This window comes from Enterobacter sp. UNJFSC 003 (assembly GCF_036903355.1).
GTDB lineage: Bacteria > Pseudomonadota > Gammaproteobacteria > Enterobacterales > Enterobacteriaceae > Enterobacter.
This window is the reverse complement of the sequence record NZ_JBAKHK010000002.1, coordinates 374,222-392,808: the sequence shown is the minus strand read 5'-3', so window position 1 is coordinate 392,808 and position 18,587 is coordinate 374,222. Positions and strand designations below refer to the sequence as shown.

The window sequence follows — 18,587 nt, the reverse complement described above, 5'->3', positions numbered from 1 at the left end:
CATCTGAAAAGTGAAAAATAATGGGTTAATCATACTCATTAGCAGGCAAAAAATTTTGGGATGTTCAGGAATGGCGGTTACACTTCATCCGCTGATTATTTGACTACAGGAAAGAATGGATTGTGACCAAACTCAAACTTCTGGCATTGGGCGTACTTGCCGCCACCGCAGTGAGCACCGCACACGCGGCGAGTCAGTGGACTGTCGGTGCGGGCGCTGGTGTGATTAACAGCCCGTACAAACAGTATGACCGTGATGTTTATCCCGTTCCGGTTGTCACCTATGAAGGCGATAACTTCTGGTTCCGTGGCTTAGGCGGCGGCTACTACTTGTGGAACGATACGGCCGACAAACTCTCCATTATGGCGTACTACGACCCGACGCACTTCAAGCCGGGCGATAGCGACAGCAACGCGCTACGTCAGCTCGACAAGCGCCGCAGCTCGCTGATGGCCGGCCTATCTTATGTGCATAACACGCAGTATGGTTTTCTGCGTACCGCGCTGGCAGCGGACACCCTGGACAACAGCAACGGCTTTATCTGGGACCTGGCTTGGCTCTACCGTTACACCAACGGCGCGTTGACCCTGACGCCGGGTATTGGTGTTAATTACAGCAGCGAAAACTATAACGACTACTATTATGGCGTCTCCAAAAATGAGTCTCGCCGCAGTGGTCTGAAAAGCTACAGCGCTGATGATGGTTGGGATCCGTATCTGGAGTTGACCGCGACCTATAACGTCCTCGGCGACTGGAACGTATACGGCTCCGGCCGTTATACCCGTCTAAGCGATGAAGTGAAAGACAGCCCGATGGTTGATAAGTCCTGGTCTGGCATCTTTTCCGTGGGTGTGACCTACAAATTCTGATTGCGCATTAATACAGTGCAATCTATGCATCACAACGGGGCGCTTGCGCCCCGTTTGCTTTAGGCTGGTGCAACAAAACAGGAGGGTGATATGAGCGTTAAAACCGTGACATTTTCAGGCAGCCACCCGCTGCCTGCCATTGGGCAGGGCACCTGGTACATGGGCGAAAAGGCGGGTCAGCGCCAAATCGAGGCGGCTGCACTGCGTGCGGGCATCGATCTGGGACTCACGCTTATCGATACGGCAGAAATGTATGCGGAGGGCGGCGCGGAAGAGGTGGTTGGCGAGGCCATCAAAGGCCAGCGCGACAAGGTCTTTCTTGTTTCCAAAGTCTATCCCTGGAACGCAGACGTTAAGAAAGGTCAGGCCGCCTGTGAGGCCAGCTTGCGCCGTCTGGGAACCGATCGTATTGATCTCTATCTGTTGCACTGGCGAGGTAACGTCAGTTTTGGCGAAACGGTAGAGCTGATGGCGTCCCTACAGCAGCAGGGGAAAATTGGCCGCTGGGGCGTATCAAATCTGGATTACGACGACATGCAGGCGCTGTGGCGCGAGGAGGGCGGTTCTGCCTGTGCGACCAATCAGGTGCTCTACCATCTTGCGTCGCGCGGTATCGAATACGATTTGCTGCCGTGGTGTCAGCAACAGGCCATGCCGGTCATGGCCTACTGCCCGCTGGCGCAGGCCGGACGTTTGCGTACCGGACTCATGAACCATCCTGTCGTGAATGAGATTGCCCATCATCACAATGCCACGGCTGCACAAATCCTGCTGGCGTGGGTCATCAGCCATCAGGGCGTCATCGCTATCCCGAAAGCCGCAACCATCGAACATGTAAAGGCGAATGCACGAGCTGTAGACATCGCGCTCACCGTCGAAGAATTAGGCATACTGGACAACGCTTTCCCTGCCCCCACAGCTAAAACCCCATTAGACGTCGTGTAAGTGAGCTCCGTTTATCCCCTCTCCCCAGTGGGGAGAGGGCCAGAGTGAGGGCGCTCTTTTAGCGTTTCACAATCTTGATCGTCTGCCCTAAGCGAGACGGTTTTTCTTCGCTGGCTTTCTGAGGTTCCGTCACGCAGGCGGTCTCAACGCAAACAAAGGTTTTATATCCGTCGTCGGGTACGTCCGCCATGCTCACAGAAAGCGCCGGGCCAGGGTTCCAGCCGACAACGTTGCTGTGATGGTGGTGAACCACGTCGATTCCGCGATTCAGGGCGCTGTCATGGATCACGCTGCAGGCTTCAGGGTGCAGATACACGCGGTCGGTGCGGTCAGGGAAGGTCTGAATGCCATCGCTCAGTTTACCTTCTTTGGCGTTATCCACTTTGTCGATATAGGTATCGCCAAGCCCGCTGACTTTTACCGCGTTAATGTCACCCACGTTGAAATAGGTATGCAGCGCGGAAGTGGTTTCAACCTCACCGTGCGCTTCCAGCTCAATTTCACACGTTTTAGACAGCTTAAAGCGGGCGTAGAGGGTGAAATCGTGTGGCCACAGGGCGCGAGTTTCATCATTTGCCTGTAGCTCAAAGGTCAATACCGCACCCGTGTCATCTTCGTTATGCGCTTTCAGCGTCCACTGCTGGTTACGGGCAAAACCGTGCGCAGGCAGACCCTGCTGCGCTGCTGGGCCAAACCATGGCCAGCAGATCGGTACGCCGCCACGGATCGCCGCCCCTTTTTTGAAAGAGGTCGCATCGCTCAGCCACAGGCCTTCTTGTTCGCCTTCTGGTTTCCAGGAGAGCAGGTGGGCGCCGTTTAACGCCACGGAGGCTTTAACGCGCGGGTGATCGACGACGATAACATCAGCGCCGTCAATCTGACGGCGGGAGAGCACAGGGGTAAGTTGTTCGACTACCGGAAGTGCAAAAATTTTATTTATCATTAAGCAATCCTCTGTCTTGAAGCAATAAAAAAGGCGACCGAGGTCGCCTTTTTGGATCAGATTCTCATCTCAACTTATTTGGAGATGTGAGCGATCAAGTCCAGTACTTTGTTAGAGTAGCCGGTTTCGTTATCGTACCAGGAAACCAGTTTAACGAAGTTGTCGTTCAGTGCGATACCCGCTTTAGCATCGAACACGGAAGTGCACACTTCGCCGTTGAAGTCGGTAGATACAACGTCGTCTTCGGTGTAACCCAGAACGCCTTTCATTGCGCCTTCGGAAGCAGCTTTGATTGCTTTCTTAATTTCTTCATAAGAAGCAGCTTTTTCCAGACGAACGGTCAGGTCAACAACGGATACGTTAGGGGTTGGAACGCGGAACGCCATACCAGTCAGTTTACCGTTCAGCTCTGGCAGTACAACGCCTACTGCTTTAGCAGCACCGGTAGAAGATGGGATGATGTTCTGAGCTGCGCCACGGCCGCCGCGCCAGTCTTTGTGAGACGGGCCATCAACGGTTTTCTGAGTAGCGGTAGTTGCGTGAACGGTGGTCATCAGGCCTTCAACGATACCGAAGTTGTCGTTGATAACTTTAGCCAGTGGAGCCAGGCAGTTGGTGGTGCAGGATGCGTTGGAAACGATGTCCTGGCCAGCGTATTTTTCGAAGTTAGCGCCTTTAACGAACATAGGCGTGTTGTCTTTGGATGGACCAGTCAGAACAACTTTCTTCGCACCTGCGGTGATGTGTTTACGCGCGGTTTCGTCGGTCAGGAAGATACCGGTAGCTTCAGCGACTACGTCAACACCGATTTCGTTCCATTTTAGGTTAGCTGGATCTTTTTCAGCAGTAACGCGGATGGTTTTGCCGTTAACAACCAGGTGGCCGTCTTTCACTTCAACGGTGCCGTTGAAACGACCGTGAGTTGAGTCGTACTTCAGCATGTACGCCATGTATTCAGCGTCCAACAGATCGTTGATACCAACGATTTCGATGTCAGAACGTTCCTGAGCAGCACGGAAAACAATACGGCCGATACGGCCAAAACCGTTGATACCTACTTTGATAGTCATATATTCCACCAGCTATTTGTTAGTGAATAAAAGGTTGCCTGTAAAATTACAAAAACCTTACGCAGCGTCAAGCGGAATCGTGTCAATCATTGCGACAAATCAATCCTGTGACTAACGTTTGTGCGACTGACTCGCCTCACTTTCCCTTTGAGCTAGCAACCACATGGGGGCTGCGGCCGGAATTTTAAAGGCCTCTCAGGATAAAAGTGTGATAAAGGTCACAATTGCCTGACCGCCTTTTTGCGACACATAAGTTTAGAACAAAAGTGCACGCGTTGGTGTTAATGTTTTGTTAGAATCCGGCTTAAAAGATGTCTGTTTCTACAGCGAGATGTAAGCATATGTCGAACCAACGTAACCCTGATGATTTGAAAAAAAACCTGACCGAAATGCAGTTTTACGTGACGCAGAATCACGGGACTGAACCGCCATTTACCGGGCGTTTACTGCACAATAAGCGAGACGGCGTGTATCACTGTCTGGTGTGCGATGCCCCGCTGTTTAATTCGCAAACCAAGTACGATTCCGGCTGCGGCTGGCCGAGCTTTTACGAGCCGGTGAGCGATGATGCTATCCGCTATCTGACCGACTCCTCTCACGGCATGGTCCGCACCGAAATACGCTGCGGAAGCTGTGATGCCCACCTCGGTCATGTCTTCCCGGATGGCCCTCAGCCGACGGGAGAGCGTTTTTGCGTGAATTCAGCGTCGCTGAGCTTCAGCGATGATGAAAACGGTGACCAGACCAAAGGTTGAAAAAACGATTCAGCAAATTATTCCTTTGTTAGGGAGGCATCATGAATATTGATGACATGATCGGCGGTATGACACCGGAAGTTTATCAGCGCCTGGTGACGGCTGTTGAACTGGGGAAATGGCCCGATGGCGTAGCGCTCACCCCAGAGCAGAAAGAGAACAGCCTGCAGCTGGTGATGCTGTGGCAGGCACGCAACAACACGGATGCACAGCACATGACCATCGACACCCGGGGGCAGATGGTCATGAAGAGCAAGCGCGAACTGAAAGAAGATTTTGGCATTACGCCGAAGCCTATTGCGACGTTGAAAATACAGTAATCGTGCAGGTCAATGCCCTCACCCACAGGGAGAGGGCATGATAACATTACGGCTTGTGCTGGATCCCAAGCGACTCCGCCAGCTGCTTCGCTAACTGGTTATTGTCATCCGCACCGTACTCCCAGAACATCGCCCCGGCAAGGCCTTTCGCCTTGATGTAATCCGCTTTGATTGCCACGGAACGTGGGTTCTCGTAAGAGATGGCAAACAGCGCCTTACCGTCTGCGCCCTTCAAGGAAAGCCACGGCACCTTCGCCCGATCGTCCCAGTGCTCGGTAAAGCGCTTCTGCGGGTCGTTCAACAGCTTTTTTACGATATCGTTATACTTCACGTAGGTGTCTTTGGTCAGGTCATAGCCCAGCGATGTAAACAGGCCGATTTCACGTGGACCAAAATAGGGCTGCGTAACCGGATTCTTTTGCGCATCCGGTTTTGTCCAGTCGATACCCGGCTCTACGGCACGCTTCGGCACGCGGCCATAGAAACCTATCCCGAGGTTCATCTGCTGAGGCTTCAGCCCCGCAGCCAGATAGTTATTCACCACAAAATCGACGCTGTATTTATCGGCTGCTGCGACCGTCGGCCAGTCGCGGGAGTCATACAGGTTGGCATTAAAATATTGGGTGCCGTACGCCATGTCGTAGGTCATCAGGTTGATGTAGTCGAGCAGTGGGGCAATCGCCTTCACGTCCACCCAGCTTTTCGGACTTTCCGCATTGGCGCCTACCGCAATGGTGACCAGCTTTTTCTGCCCGAAGGCGTCGCGCATCTCTTTTAACAGCGCGGTGAAGTTGTCGCGATCGGCAGGAGTACTTGCCACCAGCCCCCACGCACCGTTCACCGGATACTCCCAGTCGAGATCGATCCCGTCCAGCGCGTATTTCTCGACAATCTCTTGGGCCGAGCGAATGAATATCGCGCGCGTCGCTTTGGTGGCCGCCGCACCCGAGAAGCCGCGCGCCCCCCAGCCGCCAACGGAGAGCAGCACCTTAAGATTTGGGTTTTGCTTACGCAGGACTGGGATTAACGCGAGGTCGGCGGCGACCTTTGGCGACAGCCAGATTTGATGCCGTTTCGCCGGATCTTTCAGCGCGGCGTGGGTTTCGTCTTTCTCGTCGTTATAGACCAGACCAAACGAGTAATTCAGATGGGTAATCTGGCGAACGTCAAGCTTATTGATGTCGCCACCCGGTCCGGCAGTGACATCACCGCCACCGTTAAAGTAGCCCACAGACATCAGGGTATTGGCGGAGGCGAGTGACGCGCAAAGCAAGGGTAATGCTGCCAACAATGGCAAACGTTTCATACGAGTTCCTCTTTGACTAATACAAAATAACCACGCCACGGAAAAGGCGTGGCGAAAAAACAGCCAGAAGAGAATAGCATTGCCGTTTCGCTTGCGATGCGAGGAAGTTCACTTTATGGGAGATTGCCGGGGGCAAACCCGCCACCCGGCTTAAAAACTACGCATGGGTCTCCAGCCAGTCATCCAGCGTATACAGCGTCGCGCCTTCTGCGGCCATATCCATAAACGCCTGCGCGCTGTCATGCGGCTGAATGTTAACCCCGCGACAACCGTTGGTGATAACGCTCACGGTGTAGCCCAACTGGATCGCATCCAGCACCGTAAACTTCACGCAGTAGTCCGTTGCCAGGCCCAGCACAATCAGCGCGGTAACCTCGTGGTGACGAAGCCACGCATCCAGCGCCGTTTTCTGCCGATGCCCGTTGTCAAAGAACGCGCTATAGCTATCGATAGCCGGGTTTTCTCCTTTATGGAATACGGCATCGATGGCCTTTTGATTCAGCAGCGGATGCAGCTCTGCACCCTCCGTTTGCTGCACGCAGTGATCGGGCCAGAAGGTTTGCGCCAGCCCGTCAAGTTCCCCCTGGCTGTAGGGCTCAACGCCGTGCTGGCTGGCAAAACTGCCGTGGTTCGCCGGGTGCCAGTCCTGGCTAGCAACAATCGCCTCGTCGCGTGCTTTACACCAGTCGATCAGCGTATTCGCCACGTCAACCGTGCTGTCACCTTCAGCGACGGCCAGCGCGCCGCCTGCGCAGAAATCATTTTGCAAATCGACCAGTAACAGGGCGCGATGCGTCATGAGGCCTCCTTATTCGTCTGGGGTCAGTTCGCCGCGCAGGTTTTGCATCATGGCGCTGCGAATGGACTGGATGTCCAGATCCTGGCTGAGTAGATAGTGAAGTTTAGTCAGCGTCGCCTCAACGGTCATATCGAAGCCGCTAATCACACCCGCATGCGCCAGCGCGTTACCGGTGGCATAGCCGCCCATATTGACCTTGCCTGACATGCACTGGGTCAGGTTGACCACCACAATGCCGCGCGCGCTCGCTTCCTGCAGCTCCTTCAGGAACTCTCCATTCTGCGGCGCGTTGCCCACGCCATAGGAGCGCAGAATCAGCGCTTTCACCGGCTGGCGCAGGAAGTTGCGCACCACATCCGCAGAGATCCCCGGGTAAATCGTCACCACGCCAATCGGCTGTGGGGTGATCGGATGCACAATCAGCTCGCCCGCGGTGTTCGGCGCAGGGGGCGTTCCCAGGCGACGAATATGAATTCCCGCTTCAAGCAGCGGCTGCAGGTTAGGGGAGGCAAAAGCATCAAAACCATCGGCGTGCGCTTTGGTGGTACGGTTACCGCGATACAGACGATTGTTGAAGAATAGCGACACTTCATTAATCGGGTAATTGGCCGCCACGTACAGTGAGTTGAGCAGGTTGATCTGCCCGTCTGAGCGCAGTTCCGCCAGGGGGATCTGCGAGCCGGTGACGATAACAGGCTTGCTCAGGTTTTCCAGCATGAAGGAGAGCGCCGAGGCGGTAAACGCCATCGTGTCGGTGCCGTGCAGGATCACGAAGCCATCATACTGGTCGTAATGGGCTTTAATGTCATCCGCGATATGCTGCCAGTCTTCCGGCGTCATGTCGGAGGAGTCCATCAGCGGCTCATATTCGTGAATGGTAAAGTCAGGCATTTCCGGACGGTGGAATTCAGGCATCAGGGCAAGCTGACGCTGCAGGTGACCGGAAACAGGGATATAGCCATTTTCAGAGCGCTGCATACCGATCGTACCGCCGGTATACGCCACATAAATTGATTTCTTCTGCATGGTAGAGAGTTCTTGTTATTCAAAAGAAAAATCCCCTCTTCATGCGAAGAGGGGACGGGGTTTAACGAACGTTTGCGCAGGTCAGGCAGAACGCATAGCGACTTTGTGGGTCGTTAAAGGCTGCAAGCTTGTCGCTTTCCGCTTTCATCGCTTTTGCGGCGGTGGCGACAGGGGCAGGCAGATACGCCTGCAGCGCATCCGGTAACATGGCGCGAACCGAGCCGGACATGCTGTCGATGACCATATCGAAGAACGACGGTTCATCCTGGTAATACTCGACGTGCCACTGCTTAAGCTTCGCCAGTTCTGCTGCTTTCTTCACCGCGTCATCAAAGTCGCCCAGGCTGTCTACCAGGCCATTGTTCTTCGCGTCCTGCCCGGTCCAGACGTGGCCCTGAGCAATCTCATCGATCTGCTGAGGCGTCTTTTTACGCGAGTCGGCAACCAGCGTGATAAAGCGCTTGTAGCCGTTCTCAATGCTGAGCTGCATCATCTCGGACACTTCCGGCGGCAGAGATTTTGTGATCGACACATCCGCCAGCGGCGAGGTCGCCACGCCATCGGTATGCACGCCCAGATAATCCAGGCTGTTCTCAACGGTGTTGATGACCCCGAAGATCCCGATGGAGCCAGTCAGCGTGCTTGGGTTGGCGACAATGTAGTTCGCAGGCGTGGAGATCCAGTAGCCGCCTGAGGCCGCCATTCCACCCATCGATACCACGACGGGCTTGCCCGCCGCTCGCGCAGCGGCCAGCTCAGCGCGGATCACTTCGGAGGCGCTAACGCTGCCGCCCGGGCTGTTAACGCGCAGGACGATTGCCTTCACCTTCGGATCAAGACGGGCATCACGGATTTGCGATGCGGTCGTATCACCGCCGACGTTACCCGGGGTTTCCTGGCCGTCCATGATGGCACCATTGGCAAAGACCACGGCGACGCTATCACCGCTGTCATCCGGCTTTTTAGTCGTGTAATCGTACATGCTGATGGCGCTGTAATTTTTATCTTCTTTGCTCCAGCCAAACTGTTTGCTGAGCGATTTTTCGATATCAGCGCTGGTACCCAGTGCATCGACCAGCTTGTTATCGAGCGCATATTTTGCCGTGTCGCCATCCACTTTTCGCAGGCCGTCCAGCACGCCGCGAGCGCCCGGGAAGATCTGCTCGGCTGTGGTTTGACGGTTAGCGGCCACGGTTCCCAGATAGTTCTGCCACAGCTCGCCAATCCAGCGGCTGTCCGCTTCACGGGCGGCAGGGGACATATCGTCACGAATGAACGGTTCGACGGCGGATTTATAGGTACCCACGCGGAACACGTGAGTGCTGACTTTCAGCTTGTCGAGCAGGGATTTGTAATACAGGCCATTGGTGGCGAAACCGTGCAGATCCACGGTGCCCTGTGGAGACAGCCAGATTTTGTTGGCAAAGCTCGCCAGATAATACTGACCCTGGCTGTAGCTATCGCCCACGGCAATGACGGGTTTGCCGCTGTCGCGGAACTCGCGCAGCGCTTTACCCACGTACTGCATTGAAGGCTGATCGCCCCCGGCAAAATCTTTGAGATCCAGCACGATACCGGTGATGTTACGGTCGTCTTTCGCCTGACGGATGGTATCGACAATATCGAACAGAGAGTTTTCCTGCAGGCGGTCTGAGGTTGCGCCAAACAGCTGGCGACCAATCACGCTCAGGCGGCTGCTGGTGGACGGCTTATCAACTATCACGCCAGTGATATCGAGCAATAGCGCGCCGCGCGTAGAGTGCTGTGCCTGGTTTGCACTGCTGATGTGCATCCAGATGCCCGCGCACACCAGGACCAGGAAGATGAAGAAGATATTCATCACCAGGTTGCGGACGAAGTTGAGCAGTCGCCACGTCCATTTAAAGAAACCGGCAAAGATTCGCCAAAGGGTTCGCATGTATTCTCCCTAACCAGAAAATGACTGTTTCCGTCGCCACGAGACGGCAATGTTGGGCTATCGTAATGACCCAACCGCGACTTGTCAGCAGGAATCGCCTGCCAGGCTGTAACAAAATCTGCTGCCGTGTTAATTTTGTGAGTAAATTTCAAGACAGGAGTTAACCAATGGACGCACTTGAACTGCTCGTTAACCGTCGTAGCGCTTCACGCCTGGCCGAACCCGCGCCCGCGGGCGAGCAGCTGGAAAACGTTCTGCGTGCTGGACTGCGTGCACCGGATCATGGCACGCTTCAGCCATGGCACTTCTTTGTTATCGAAGGTGAAGGGCGCGATCGCTTCAGCGCGCTATTGGAAAAAGGGGCGATGGCTGCCGGGCAGGATGAAAAAGGCATTGAGAAAGCCCGTAGCGCACCGTTCCGTGCACCGATGATTATCGCCGTGGTAGCGAAATGCCAGGCGGATCACAAAGTCCCGGTTTGGGAACAGGAGATGTCCGCTGGCTGTGCAGTGATGGCGATGCAAATGGCTGCGGTCGCGCAGGGCTTCAACGGCATCTGGCGCACCGGTCCGTTAACCGAAAGCCCGGCGGTTCGCGACGGCTTCTCCTGCGAAGAGCACGATAAAATAGTCGGCTTCCTTTATCTTGGCACCCCTCAGCTTAAAGCCTCCAGCACTATTAACGTGCCGGACACCACGCCTTTCGTCAGCCGTTTCTGATTACCCGCGCTAAACTGTCTGGATTCTGAGCAACTGCCGCAGAATTCAGACAGTCATACTTACCTCTTTATGGAATGAGCGCTACCATAGCGCGATTGAGATGACAGGAGACGTCCATGAGCGAGCAAACCATTCGTTTAACGCAGTACAGCCACGGAGCCGGTTGCGGTTGTAAAATTTCCCCAAAAGTGCTGGAAACCATCCTGCACAGTGAACAGGCGAAGTTTGTCGACCCGAACCTGCTTGTCGGTAACGAAACGCGTGACGATGCAGCGGTTTATGACTTAGGTAACGGCACCAGCATTATCAGCACCACTGACTTCTTTATGCCGATTGTCGATAACCCGTTTGATTTCGGGCGTATTGCGGCCACCAACGCCATCAGCGATATCTTCGCGATGGGCGGCAAACCGATCATGGCGATCGCCATCCTGGGCTGGCCGATCAACACCCTTGCGCCCGAAATTGCCCGCGAGGTGATTGAAGGCGGACGCTTTGCCTGCCAGCAGGCCGGGATTGCCCTGGCCGGTGGTCACTCTATCGATGCGCCTGAGCCGATCTTTGGTCTGGCCGTCACTGGCGTAGTGCCTACCGAGCGCGTGAAGCGCAACAGCACCGCGCAGGCGGGCTGCAAGCTGTTCCTCACCAAGCCGCTGGGCATTGGCGTATTGACCACGGCGGAGAAAAAATCTCTGCTGAAGCCTGAGCACAAAGGCCTGGCGACGGACGTCATGTGCCAGATGAACCTGGCAGGTGCAGCCTTTGCCAATATTGAGGGTGTCAAAGCCATGACTGACGTGACCGGTTTTGGTCTGCTCGGTCATCTGAGCGAAGTGTGTCAGGGCGCTGGCGTGCAGGCGCAGGTCTGGTATCAGGACGTGCCCAAACTGCCGGGCGTGGAAGAGTATATTGCGCAGGGCGCCGTCCCGGGTGGGACGCAGCGTAACTTCGCCAGCTATGGCCACCTGATGGGCGAAATGCCGGAAGCGTGGCGCAACCTGCTGTGCGATCCGCAAACCTCCGGTGGCCTGCTGCTGGCGGTCACGCCAGAGTCAGAAGAGGACGTTCAGGCGACGGCCGCTGAATTCGGCATTACCCTGACGGCCATCGGCGAGCTGGTCAGTGCCCGCGGCGGTCGTCCGATGATTGAGATCCGTTAATTCGATGCGGTTGTTTATTGCCGAAAAGCCGAGCCTGGCCCGCGCCATCGCCGATGTGCTACCTAAACCGCATCGCAAAGGCGACGGCTTTATCGAATGTGGTAACGGGCAGGTGGTGACCTGGTGTATCGGTCACCTGCTTGAGCAGGCGCAGCCGGACGTGTACGACAGCCGCTACGCCCGCTGGAACCTGAACGATCTGCCGATTGTGCCGGAAAAATGGCGGTTGCAGCCTCGGCCATCCGTTACCAAGCAGCTGAACGTGATTAAACGCTTTCTGCATGACGCGTCTGAAGTTATCCACGCGGGTGACCCGGACAGGGAAGGACAGCTGCTGGTGGACGAGGTGCTGGATTACCTGGAGCTGGCGCCGGAAAAGCGCCAGCAGGTACAGCGCTGCCTGATTAACGACCTTAACCCGCAGGCGGTAGAGCGTGCGATTACGCGTCTGCGTTCAAACAGCGAGTTTATCCCACTGTGCGTTTCCGCGCTGGCCCGCGCTCGCGCGGACTGGCTGTACGGCATCAACATGACCCGCGCCTACACCATTCTTGGGCGCAACGCGGGGTATCAGGGCGTGCTCTCCGTCGGCCGTGTACAAACGCCGGTGCTGGGGCTGGTCGTGCGTCGTGACGAAGAGATTGAAAACTTCGTCGCCAAAGATTTCTTTGAAGTGAAAGCCCATATCGTTACCCCGAAAGACGAGCGCTTTACTGCCGTCTGGCAGCCGAGCGACGCCTGTGAATCGTATCAGGATGAAGAGGGGCGTCTGCTCCACCGTCCGTTGGCGGATCACGTGGTTAACCGCATTACCGGGCAGCCCGCGATTGTCACCAGCTATAACGATAAACGGGAATCAGAACCTGCGCCGCTGCCGTTTTCCCTCTCTGCGCTGCAGATTGAGGCCGCCAAAAAGTTTGGGTTGAGCGCGCAAAACGTGCTGGATATCTGCCAGAAGCTCTATGAAACCCACAAGCTGATCACCTATCCGCGTTCTGACAGCCGCTATCTGCCGGAAGAGCATTTTGCCGGACGTCATTCGGTGATGAACGCTATCGGCGTCCACGCGCCCGATCTGCTGCCGCAGCCGGTCGTGAACCCGGATACCCGCAACCGCTGCTGGGACGATAAAAAGGTGGATGCTCACCATGCGATTATCCCGACGGCGCGCGCCAGCAACGTGAATCTGACCGAAAACGAAGCGAAGGTGTATAACCTGGTTGCGCGTCAGTACCTGATGCAGTTCTGCCCGGATGCGGTGTTCCGTAAATGCGTGATCGAACTGGAGATCGCCAAAGGAAAATTTGTCGCCAAAGCGCGTTTCCTGGCGGAAGCGGGGTGGCGCACGCTGCTTGGCAACAAAGAACGCGACGAAGAGAATGACGGCACGCCGCTGCCGGTGGTTGCTAAAGACGACGAACTGCTGTGCGAGAAGGGCGAAGTGGTGGAGCGTCAGACTCAGCCTCCGCGCCATTTTACTGACGCGACGTTACTTTCGGCGATGACCGGGATCGCGCGTTTTGTGCAGGACAAAGATCTGAAAAAGATCCTCCGTGCGACCGACGGCCTGGGTACGGAAGCGACGCGAGCGGGTATCATCGAACTGCTGTTTAAGCGCGGTTTCCTGGTGAAAAAAGGGCGCTATATCCACTCCAGCGATCCGGGCCGGGCGCTAATCCACTCGCTGCCGGAGCTGGCGGCAAGGCCGGATATGACCGCGCACTGGGAGTCGGTGCTAACGCAAATCAGCGAAAAGCAGTGCCGCTATCAGGACTTTATGCAGCCGCTGGTCGGGACGCTTTATGAGCTGATAAACCAGGCACGAAGCACGCCGGTGAAGCAGTTCAGAGGGATGGTTGCACCGGGGGGCGGTGCGAAGAAGCCATTCAAAAAGAAGAAAAGCGCGGCCTGATACCCCCGATTTTGCCCTCTCCCATACGGAGAGGGCACGATGACAACCTTAAATCACACCCTGCCCAATCATCGCATCTGCCACCTTCACGAACCCGGCGATATTCGCACCGCGCACGTAGTTGGTTTGTGAGGCATCGCCGCCGTACTCCACGCAGGCGTGGTGAATATCCAGCATGATGTGGTGCAGGCGGGCATCGACTTTCTCGGCTTTCCAGCCAAGACGCGCGGCGTTTTGCGCCATCTCAAGGCCTGACGTTGCCACACCGCCCGCATTCGCAGCTTTACCCGGTGCAAACAGCACGCCGGCTTCCAGGAACCGATCCGTGGCTTCAATGGTGGTCGGCATGTTGGCGCCTTCTGCGACGGCCTTCACGCCGTTAGCAATCAGCGTACGTGCGGCCTCCACGTCGAGTTCGTTCTGCGTCGCGCACGGCAGGGCGATATCCACCGGCACGCCCCACGGCTGTTTCCCTTCAAGATATGTCAGACCAAACTCGCGGGCATAGTCCGCCACGCGCCCGTCTCGGCTGGCTTTGATTTCACACAGGCGAGCCAGCTTTTCGGCGGTGAAACCGGCTTCATCCACTACGGTACCGCTGGAGTCAGAGGCCGTCACCACGCGGGCACCAAACTGCATCGCTTTTTCGATAGCGTACTGCGCCACGTTGCCGGATCCAGAGACCGCCACGCGCATTCCTTCGAAGCCCAGCCCATGACGCTTAAGCATCGCTTCGGTGAAGTAGACCAGACCGTAGCCGGTGGCTTCCGGGCGAATCAGACTCCCGCCGAACGACAGCCCTTTACCGGTGAACACGCAGGCGCTGTTGTTGGAGAGCTTTTTCATCATCCCGGCCATAAAGCCCACTTCACGCCCGCCCACGCCGATATCACCGGCCGGAACGTCGGTATCGGGGCCAAGATGACGATACAGTTCGGTAACCAGCGCCTGGCAGAAGCGCATCACTTCGCCCTCGCTTTTGCCTTTCGGGTCAAAATCGCTGCCGCCTTTGCCGCCGCCCATAGGCAGGGTGGTCAGCGCGTTTTTAAAGGTCTGCTCAAAGCCGAGGAATTTCAGGATCGAGAGGTTTACGGAAGGGTGGAAGCGCATACCGCCCTTAAACGGGCCGATGGCCGAGTTAAACTGCACGCGCCACGCCCGGTTAACTTGCACCTGATTGCGGTCGTCCACCCACGCCACGCGGAACTGGATCACGCGCTCTGGCTCTACCAGGCGCTCAAGCAGAGACATCTGACGATAGCGCGGGTTTTCTTCAAGGAAGGGCCACAGGGTGGTCATGACTTCACGGACGGCCTGAGCGAACTCGCTTTGGTGCGGGTCGCGCTGCTGAACATAGGCAAGGAAACTTTCCAGAGAGCGTGTCTGATCCATAGATATAAGAACCTCTTATAATAATGTTGTATATGACTTATGCGATTTGTGTTGTTTTTTCGACTATACCACCCGCACTGCTTTGTGAGGCAAGCAGAAATTTATGCCGAAAGGGAAATTAATGACCCGGCTCGGGTCATAACGAAAAACGATAGCGAGATAAATTAAAGGTTCTGCGTCGGTTAACCGTTATAGTCATTATCAGGAGATAACAGAAAGGTAAGTCTATGAACCGCTATGTGTTAACCGCGCTATGTATGATCTTTACGGCAGGCGCGCAGGCTGACCGCATTCGCCCGGACGTGGAAGTGAATGTGCCGCCGGACGTTTTTAGCTCCGGCGGCCAGCGCGCGCAGCCGTGCAATCAGTGCTGTATCTATCAGGATCAGAACTACTCGGAAGGTGCCGTGGTAAAAGCAGACGGTGTTTTACTGCAGTGTCAGCGCGACGAACGCACCATCAGCACGAACCCGCTTATTTGGCGTCGCGTAAAAGAATAAAGGCATCCAGCAGGGGAATATCTGCCGGGGCTAAATCGTACGCGTAGGCCTCCTCGGGCGCACACCATACCAGCCCGCTGTGGTAGTGCGCCGTCACGTCTCCGCTAAACGCGGGAACGTGCCAGGCGTGCAAAGTAATGAGCCGCTGCGACACTTCGCGCTGGTGGCTTGCCACGTACCGCGCGGGCTGCGCCTCAATGCCGAGCTCTTCACGCAGTTCGCGGATGAGCGCGTCGGGCTGCGTTTCTCCCGCTTCAACTTTGCCGCCCGCAAATTCCCACATTCCAGGCTGGTCGGCATGAGCAGGGCGCTGAGCCAGTAAAATCTTGTCATCTTTTTCGATGATGGCGGCTACGACATCGAGTGTTTTCAGCATGGTCGTCAATAATTGAGAGTAAAAAACAACATATTATCGTGTCCTTTCCAGGAGTCCAGCTATCAGGAGAATCAGGTGAAAGAGACATCCACCTGGGTTGCCCCCATAAAAAACCTTCCCGCGAGCCTAAAACCGATTGCCGCCATGCAGAAAAAACATTTTGGCACGGTGCTGAACCCCACCCGCTGGTGGGGGCGCATGCCGCCTCTTTTCTGGCTGGTGGCGCTGTTTGTCGGTTTTCTGGAACGTCGCAAGGCGCGCCTGAACCCGGTGCTCCGCGCGCTGCTGATGACGCGGGTATCGCAGATATGCCACTGTGCATTCTGTATCGATGCCAATAGCCTACGCCTTGCCCAGCGCGCTGGCGCCCTGGATAAGGTTCAGGCCGTCGCCGTCTGGCAGGAATCCGACCTGTTCAGCGAGGAGGAGCGCGTTGCGCTCGCCTATGCCGAGGCCGTGACCGCGACGCCACCTCAGGTGGAGGAAGCGCTAAAAAACGAGATTAAGCGGCATTTCACCGATGAAGCCATTACCGAAATGACGGCGTTAATCGCTTTCCAGAATCTTTCCGCCCGTTTTAACGCTGCGCTGGACATTCCGGCGCAGGGGCTGTGCGCCACCTTTAAAGAGGATCCACATGCTTGACCGACATCTGCATCCACGCGTAAAGCCTGCGCTCAATCGCCTGGCCGTGATGCTGGATAAACCGGGCATTTCGCCCGACGGACTGACGCTCACTGGGTTTGCCATCGGCGTGCTGGCTCTGCCGTTTCTGGCGCTAGGCTGGTATCCCGCGGCGCTGCTCGCCATCGTGCTCAATCGCGTGCTGGATGGGCTGGACGGCGCGCTGGCGCGCCGAAGAGGGCTGAGTGATGCCGGGGGATTTCTTGATATCGCGCTCGATTTTCTGTTCTACGCGCTGGTGCCTTTTGGCTTTGCGCTCGCGGCTCCCGCCGAAAATGCGCTGGCCGCCGCCTGGCTGTTGTTCGCGTTTATCGGTACCGGCAGCAGCTTTCTGGCCTTTGCCGCGCTGGCGGCGAAACACGATATCGACAACCCAGGCTATGCGCACAAGTCGTTTTACTATATCGGTGGGTTAACGGAAGGAACGGAGACGATTGCCCTGTTTGTCCTGTGCTGCCTGTTTCCGGCGTACTTCGCGCCGTTTGCGTGGGTATTCGGCGCGTTGTGCTGGCTGACCACCACAACGCGCATCTGGAGCGGCTATGTGACGCTGCAGTCACTTACCCGCTAGCGTGAACGCTCTGGCCCACGCGCGCCGCGAGTGATCGGGTTTTGCGGATGGCTGCTCCATTCGTACCAGCCGCCGTCATAGACGGCGACGTTTTTCCAGCCCATCGCTCTGGCATACATAAAGGTTTCAGACGCCCGCCAGCCGGTACCGCAGTAGAACGCGACGTGCTGCTCCGGCAGGATATTCCAGGTTTTCCACATTGCGGCGATGTCATCCGCGCTGCGCATGGTGCCATCCGGATTATGAAAATCTTCCATATGGGTGGCGTCGCTGCCGGCGTGACCCCAGCGGGCACCGGCAATTTCCCCTTTTGGTTTAATGTAGCTGTAGCCGCTGGTGTCACCGATAAACTCTGGCCATGAGCGAATGCTAACCAGCGAAGCATCCTGGCGATGAAGCATGCCGCGGGCCTGTTCCATATCAACCATGAGCTGCGGCTGCCCTGGGATCGGTGCGCCAAAGTCAGCGGCAGGCGTCACCTTCGCAGGCGTGCCGCGTTCGACCGGCAGGCTGGCATCAGACCAGCTTTTCCAGCCGCCATCGAGAATGCGCACGTCTTTCACCCCCGCGTAGAGCATGATCTGGGCAACGCGCGCGGCAGCATAGACATCTCGGCCATACAGAATCACGGTAGTGTCGTGACGTATCCCATGCTTCGCCAGCATCGCTTTCAGCGCGTTGTCAGCGACTTTATTCCACAGCGGTTCGCTTTCCACTTCGTTGGTATCGATGTAGCCCGCGCCGGGGATATGGTTTAGCAGATAGAACTTCGGCGCCCCCCAGCCAGCTTCAATGACCTTCCAGTCGCCAGACGGTGCGGCGTTAACCTGTTTGCCGTGCTGTAGCTGATGGATCCACTGGGGATAAACAAGTTGTTCAAAGTGCGGCAGGCGCTGCAGACGGTCAGGTGCCTGCAGGGCATCGCTGAGACGCGAAACATGGGTGAATCCCGCTTTTTCAAGACGGGCTTTGACCGCCTGGCTATCAGCCTCGCTGCCGTAAAGGGCGATAGCCGTGGCGGGCGTCAGATGATGCTGCTTTGCCCAACCGCTGAGCTGGTCGTCGCGCATTGCGCCAAGCCAGGAGGCTGAAAGGTTCAGTGCGGCAGGTTCATGCCCGGAGGGGGCGCTCAGCGTTTGCGGCCAGCCGTTATAAAACGCGCTGATGCGGGTATCAATCACCGCACCCTGCTGCGCCTGTAGCTGCGCCAGCGTGAGCGAGTGCGGCATATCAGCCGCCATGGACGATGAGGCGAGGCCGCAAAATAGGGCCAGCGCGGTCAGTTGAGAAACACGTTTCATCGAAAAGCCTGACGTGGATAA

At 56.4% G+C, this 18,587-nt stretch carries 19 protein-coding genes; 10 read left to right on the top strand and 9 right to left on the bottom strand.

The features are described 5' to 3' along the window. Positions 1 to 122 precede the first annotated feature (122 nt). Both V5P19_RS07965 and V5P19_RS07960 read left to right on the top strand, forming a co-directional pair. Positions 123 to 869, top strand: a complete 747-nt coding sequence (locus tag V5P19_RS07965) for a MipA/OmpV family protein (RefSeq protein WP_334401896.1) — start codon at positions 123 to 125, stop codon at positions 867 to 869. Positions 870 to 959: 90 nt separating this feature from the next. Continuing rightward, complete coding sequence (locus V5P19_RS07960) at positions 960 to 1,814, top strand: aldo/keto reductase (RefSeq protein WP_334401894.1); 855 nt, start codon at positions 960 to 962, stop codon at positions 1,812 to 1,814. A 58-nt stretch (positions 1,815 to 1,872) separates the two neighbouring features. Here the strand turns inward: V5P19_RS07960 and V5P19_RS07955 are convergent, their stop codons facing one another. Together V5P19_RS07955 and gapA are read right to left on the bottom strand one after the other, a co-directional pair. Continuing rightward, entirely contained in the window at positions 1,873 to 2,757 is an 885-nt protein-coding gene (locus V5P19_RS07955; RefSeq protein ID WP_334401892.1) for a D-hexose-6-phosphate mutarotase, read from the bottom strand. A 74-nt stretch (positions 2,758 to 2,831) separates the two neighbouring features. After that, entirely contained in the window at positions 2,832 to 3,827 is a 996-nt protein-coding gene (gapA, locus tag V5P19_RS07950) for a glyceraldehyde-3-phosphate dehydrogenase (RefSeq protein ID WP_032617687.1), read from the bottom strand. 341 nt (positions 3,828 to 4,168) lie between these two features. On the opposite strand from gapA, the gene msrB reads away from it, so the two are divergent. Together msrB and V5P19_RS07940 are read left to right on the top strand one after the other, a co-directional pair. Then, positions 4,169 to 4,582, top strand: coding sequence for a peptide-methionine (R)-S-oxide reductase MsrB (msrB, locus tag V5P19_RS07945; protein ID WP_334401887.1), 414 nt, complete (start codon positions 4,169 to 4,171; stop codon positions 4,580 to 4,582). A gap of 41 nt (positions 4,583 to 4,623) precedes the next feature. Further along, positions 4,624 to 4,902, top strand: a complete 279-nt coding sequence (locus V5P19_RS07940) for a YeaC family protein (RefSeq protein ID WP_334401885.1) — start codon at positions 4,624 to 4,626, stop codon at positions 4,900 to 4,902. 46 nt (positions 4,903 to 4,948) lie between these two features. Here V5P19_RS07940 and V5P19_RS07935 read toward each other — a convergent pair whose 3' ends face one another. The 4 genes from V5P19_RS07935 to sppA all read right to left on the bottom strand — a co-directional run bounded on the left by V5P19_RS07935 (position 4,949) and on the right by sppA (position 9,951). After that, complete coding sequence (locus V5P19_RS07935) at positions 4,949 to 6,208, bottom strand: glycoside hydrolase family 18 protein (RefSeq protein WP_334401883.1); 1,260 nt, start codon at positions 6,206 to 6,208, stop codon at positions 4,949 to 4,951. Between the two features lie 157 nt (positions 6,209 to 6,365). Next, positions 6,366 to 7,007, bottom strand: coding sequence for a bifunctional nicotinamidase/pyrazinamidase (gene pncA / locus V5P19_RS07930; protein ID WP_334401879.1), 642 nt, complete (start codon positions 7,005 to 7,007; stop codon positions 6,366 to 6,368). Positions 7,008 to 7,016: 9 nt separating this feature from the next. Next, positions 7,017 to 8,033, bottom strand: a complete 1,017-nt coding sequence (gene ansA / locus V5P19_RS07925; RefSeq protein ID WP_334401877.1) for an asparaginase — start codon at positions 8,031 to 8,033, stop codon at positions 7,017 to 7,019. 61 nt (positions 8,034 to 8,094) lie between these two features. Next, positions 8,095 to 9,951, bottom strand: coding sequence for a signal peptide peptidase SppA (gene sppA, locus V5P19_RS07920; RefSeq protein WP_334401875.1), 1,857 nt, complete (start codon positions 9,949 to 9,951; stop codon positions 8,095 to 8,097). Between the two features lie 167 nt (positions 9,952 to 10,118). On the opposite strand from sppA, the gene V5P19_RS07915 reads away from it, so the two are divergent. The 3 genes from V5P19_RS07915 (at position 10,119) to V5P19_RS07905 (ending at position 13,742) form a co-directional block, all read left to right on the top strand. Beyond that, positions 10,119 to 10,670 carry an NAD(P)H nitroreductase gene (locus V5P19_RS07915; RefSeq protein ID WP_334401873.1) on the top strand — a complete coding sequence of 184 codons (552 nt, stop codon included), beginning with the start codon at positions 10,119 to 10,121 and terminating at the stop codon, positions 10,668 to 10,670. A 116-nt stretch (positions 10,671 to 10,786) separates the two neighbouring features. Then, positions 10,787 to 11,830, top strand: a complete 1,044-nt coding sequence (gene selD, locus V5P19_RS07910; RefSeq protein WP_334401872.1) for a selenide, water dikinase SelD — start codon at positions 10,787 to 10,789, stop codon at positions 11,828 to 11,830. A 4-nt stretch (positions 11,831 to 11,834) separates the two neighbouring features. Beyond that, on the top strand, positions 11,835 to 13,742 hold the full coding sequence (locus V5P19_RS07905) for a DNA topoisomerase III (protein ID WP_334401871.1): 1,908 nt from the start codon (positions 11,835 to 11,837) through the stop codon (positions 13,740 to 13,742). Positions 13,743 to 13,790: 48 nt separating this feature from the next. On the opposite strand, the gene gdhA is transcribed toward V5P19_RS07905, so the two are convergent. After that, the gene (gene gdhA, locus V5P19_RS07900; protein ID WP_334401870.1) at positions 13,791 to 15,134 is read right to left on the bottom strand and encodes an NADP-specific glutamate dehydrogenase; all 1,344 of its coding nucleotides are present in this window, start codon (positions 15,132 to 15,134) and stop codon (positions 13,791 to 13,793) included. A gap of 227 nt (positions 15,135 to 15,361) precedes the next feature. On the opposite strand from gdhA, the gene V5P19_RS07895 reads away from it, so the two are divergent. Next, positions 15,362 to 15,634: a YnjH family protein gene (locus V5P19_RS07895; protein WP_334401868.1), complete on the top strand. Its 273-nt coding sequence runs from the start codon at positions 15,362 to 15,364 to the stop codon at positions 15,632 to 15,634. Here V5P19_RS07895 and V5P19_RS07890 read toward each other — a convergent pair. Next, complete coding sequence (locus V5P19_RS07890; RefSeq protein WP_334401866.1) at positions 15,609 to 16,010, bottom strand: pyrimidine (deoxy)nucleoside triphosphate diphosphatase; 402 nt, start codon at positions 16,008 to 16,010, stop codon at positions 15,609 to 15,611. The genes V5P19_RS07895 and V5P19_RS07890 overlap by 26 nt on opposite strands. 75 nt (positions 16,011 to 16,085) lie before the next feature. Here V5P19_RS07890 and V5P19_RS07885 point away from each other — a divergent pair, with 75 nt between their 5' ends. Both V5P19_RS07885 and V5P19_RS07880 read left to right on the top strand, forming a co-directional pair. Beyond that, entirely contained in the window at positions 16,086 to 16,655 is a 570-nt protein-coding gene (locus tag V5P19_RS07885; RefSeq protein WP_334401864.1) for a carboxymuconolactone decarboxylase family protein, read from the top strand. Next, positions 16,648 to 17,265, top strand: a complete 618-nt coding sequence (locus V5P19_RS07880) for a CDP-alcohol phosphatidyltransferase family protein (RefSeq protein WP_334401862.1) — start codon at positions 16,648 to 16,650, stop codon at positions 17,263 to 17,265. Before V5P19_RS07885 ends, V5P19_RS07880 begins: the two co-directional genes overlap by 8 nt. Here the strand turns inward: V5P19_RS07880 and V5P19_RS07875 are convergent. After that, positions 17,262 to 18,566: a rhodanese-like domain-containing protein gene (locus V5P19_RS07875; RefSeq protein ID WP_334401861.1), complete on the bottom strand. Its 1,305-nt coding sequence runs from the start codon at positions 18,564 to 18,566 to the stop codon at positions 17,262 to 17,264. The two genes, V5P19_RS07880 and V5P19_RS07875, sit on opposite strands and share 4 nt — an antisense overlap. Positions 18,567 to 18,587 lie beyond the last annotated feature (21 nt).

Excerpts from the sequence above, each read along its gene's own strand:
- V5P19_RS07960 (WP_334401894.1), top strand. The coding sequence starts at position 960 with ATGAGCGTTAAAACCGTGACATTTTCAGGCAGCCACCCGCTGCCTGCC.
- V5P19_RS07935 (WP_334401883.1), bottom strand. The coding sequence starts at position 6,208 with ATGAAACGTTTGCCATTGTTGGCAGCATTACCCTTGCTTTGCGCGTCA.
- gdhA (WP_334401870.1), bottom strand. The coding sequence starts at position 15,134 with ATGGATCAGACACGCTCTCTGGAAAGTTTCCTTGCCTATGTTCAGCAG.
- V5P19_RS07875 (WP_334401861.1), bottom strand. The coding sequence starts at position 18,566 with ATGAAACGTGTTTCTCAACTGACCGCGCTGGCCCTATTTTGCGGCCTC.
- V5P19_RS07880 (WP_334401862.1), top strand. The coding sequence starts at position 16,648 with ATGCTTGACCGACATCTGCATCCACGCGTAAAGCCTGCGCTCAATCGC.
- pncA (WP_334401879.1), bottom strand. The coding sequence starts at position 7,007 with ATGACGCATCGCGCCCTGTTACTGGTCGATTTGCAAAATGATTTCTGC.
- V5P19_RS07940 (WP_334401885.1), top strand. The coding sequence starts at position 4,624 with ATGAATATTGATGACATGATCGGCGGTATGACACCGGAAGTTTATCAG.
- V5P19_RS07955 (WP_334401892.1), bottom strand. The coding sequence starts at position 2,757 with ATGATAAATAAAATTTTTGCACTTCCGGTAGTCGAACAACTTACCCCT.
- V5P19_RS07905 (WP_334401871.1), top strand. The coding sequence starts at position 11,835 with ATGCGGTTGTTTATTGCCGAAAAGCCGAGCCTGGCCCGCGCCATCGCC.
- selD (WP_334401872.1), top strand. The coding sequence starts at position 10,787 with ATGAGCGAGCAAACCATTCGTTTAACGCAGTACAGCCACGGAGCCGGT.
- sppA (WP_334401875.1), bottom strand. The coding sequence starts at position 9,951 with ATGCGAACCCTTTGGCGAATCTTTGCCGGTTTCTTTAAATGGACGTGG.
- msrB (WP_334401887.1), top strand. The coding sequence starts at position 4,169 with ATGTCGAACCAACGTAACCCTGATGATTTGAAAAAAAACCTGACCGAA.
- V5P19_RS07890 (WP_334401866.1), bottom strand. The coding sequence starts at position 16,010 with ATGCTGAAAACACTCGATGTCGTAGCCGCCATCATCGAAAAAGATGAC.
- ansA (WP_334401877.1), bottom strand. The coding sequence starts at position 8,033 with ATGCAGAAGAAATCAATTTATGTGGCGTATACCGGCGGTACGATCGGT.
- gapA (WP_032617687.1), bottom strand. The coding sequence starts at position 3,827 with ATGACTATCAAAGTAGGTATCAACGGTTTTGGCCGTATCGGCCGTATT.
- V5P19_RS07915 (WP_334401873.1), top strand. The coding sequence starts at position 10,119 with ATGGACGCACTTGAACTGCTCGTTAACCGTCGTAGCGCTTCACGCCTG.
- V5P19_RS07895 (WP_334401868.1), top strand. The coding sequence starts at position 15,362 with ATGAACCGCTATGTGTTAACCGCGCTATGTATGATCTTTACGGCAGGC.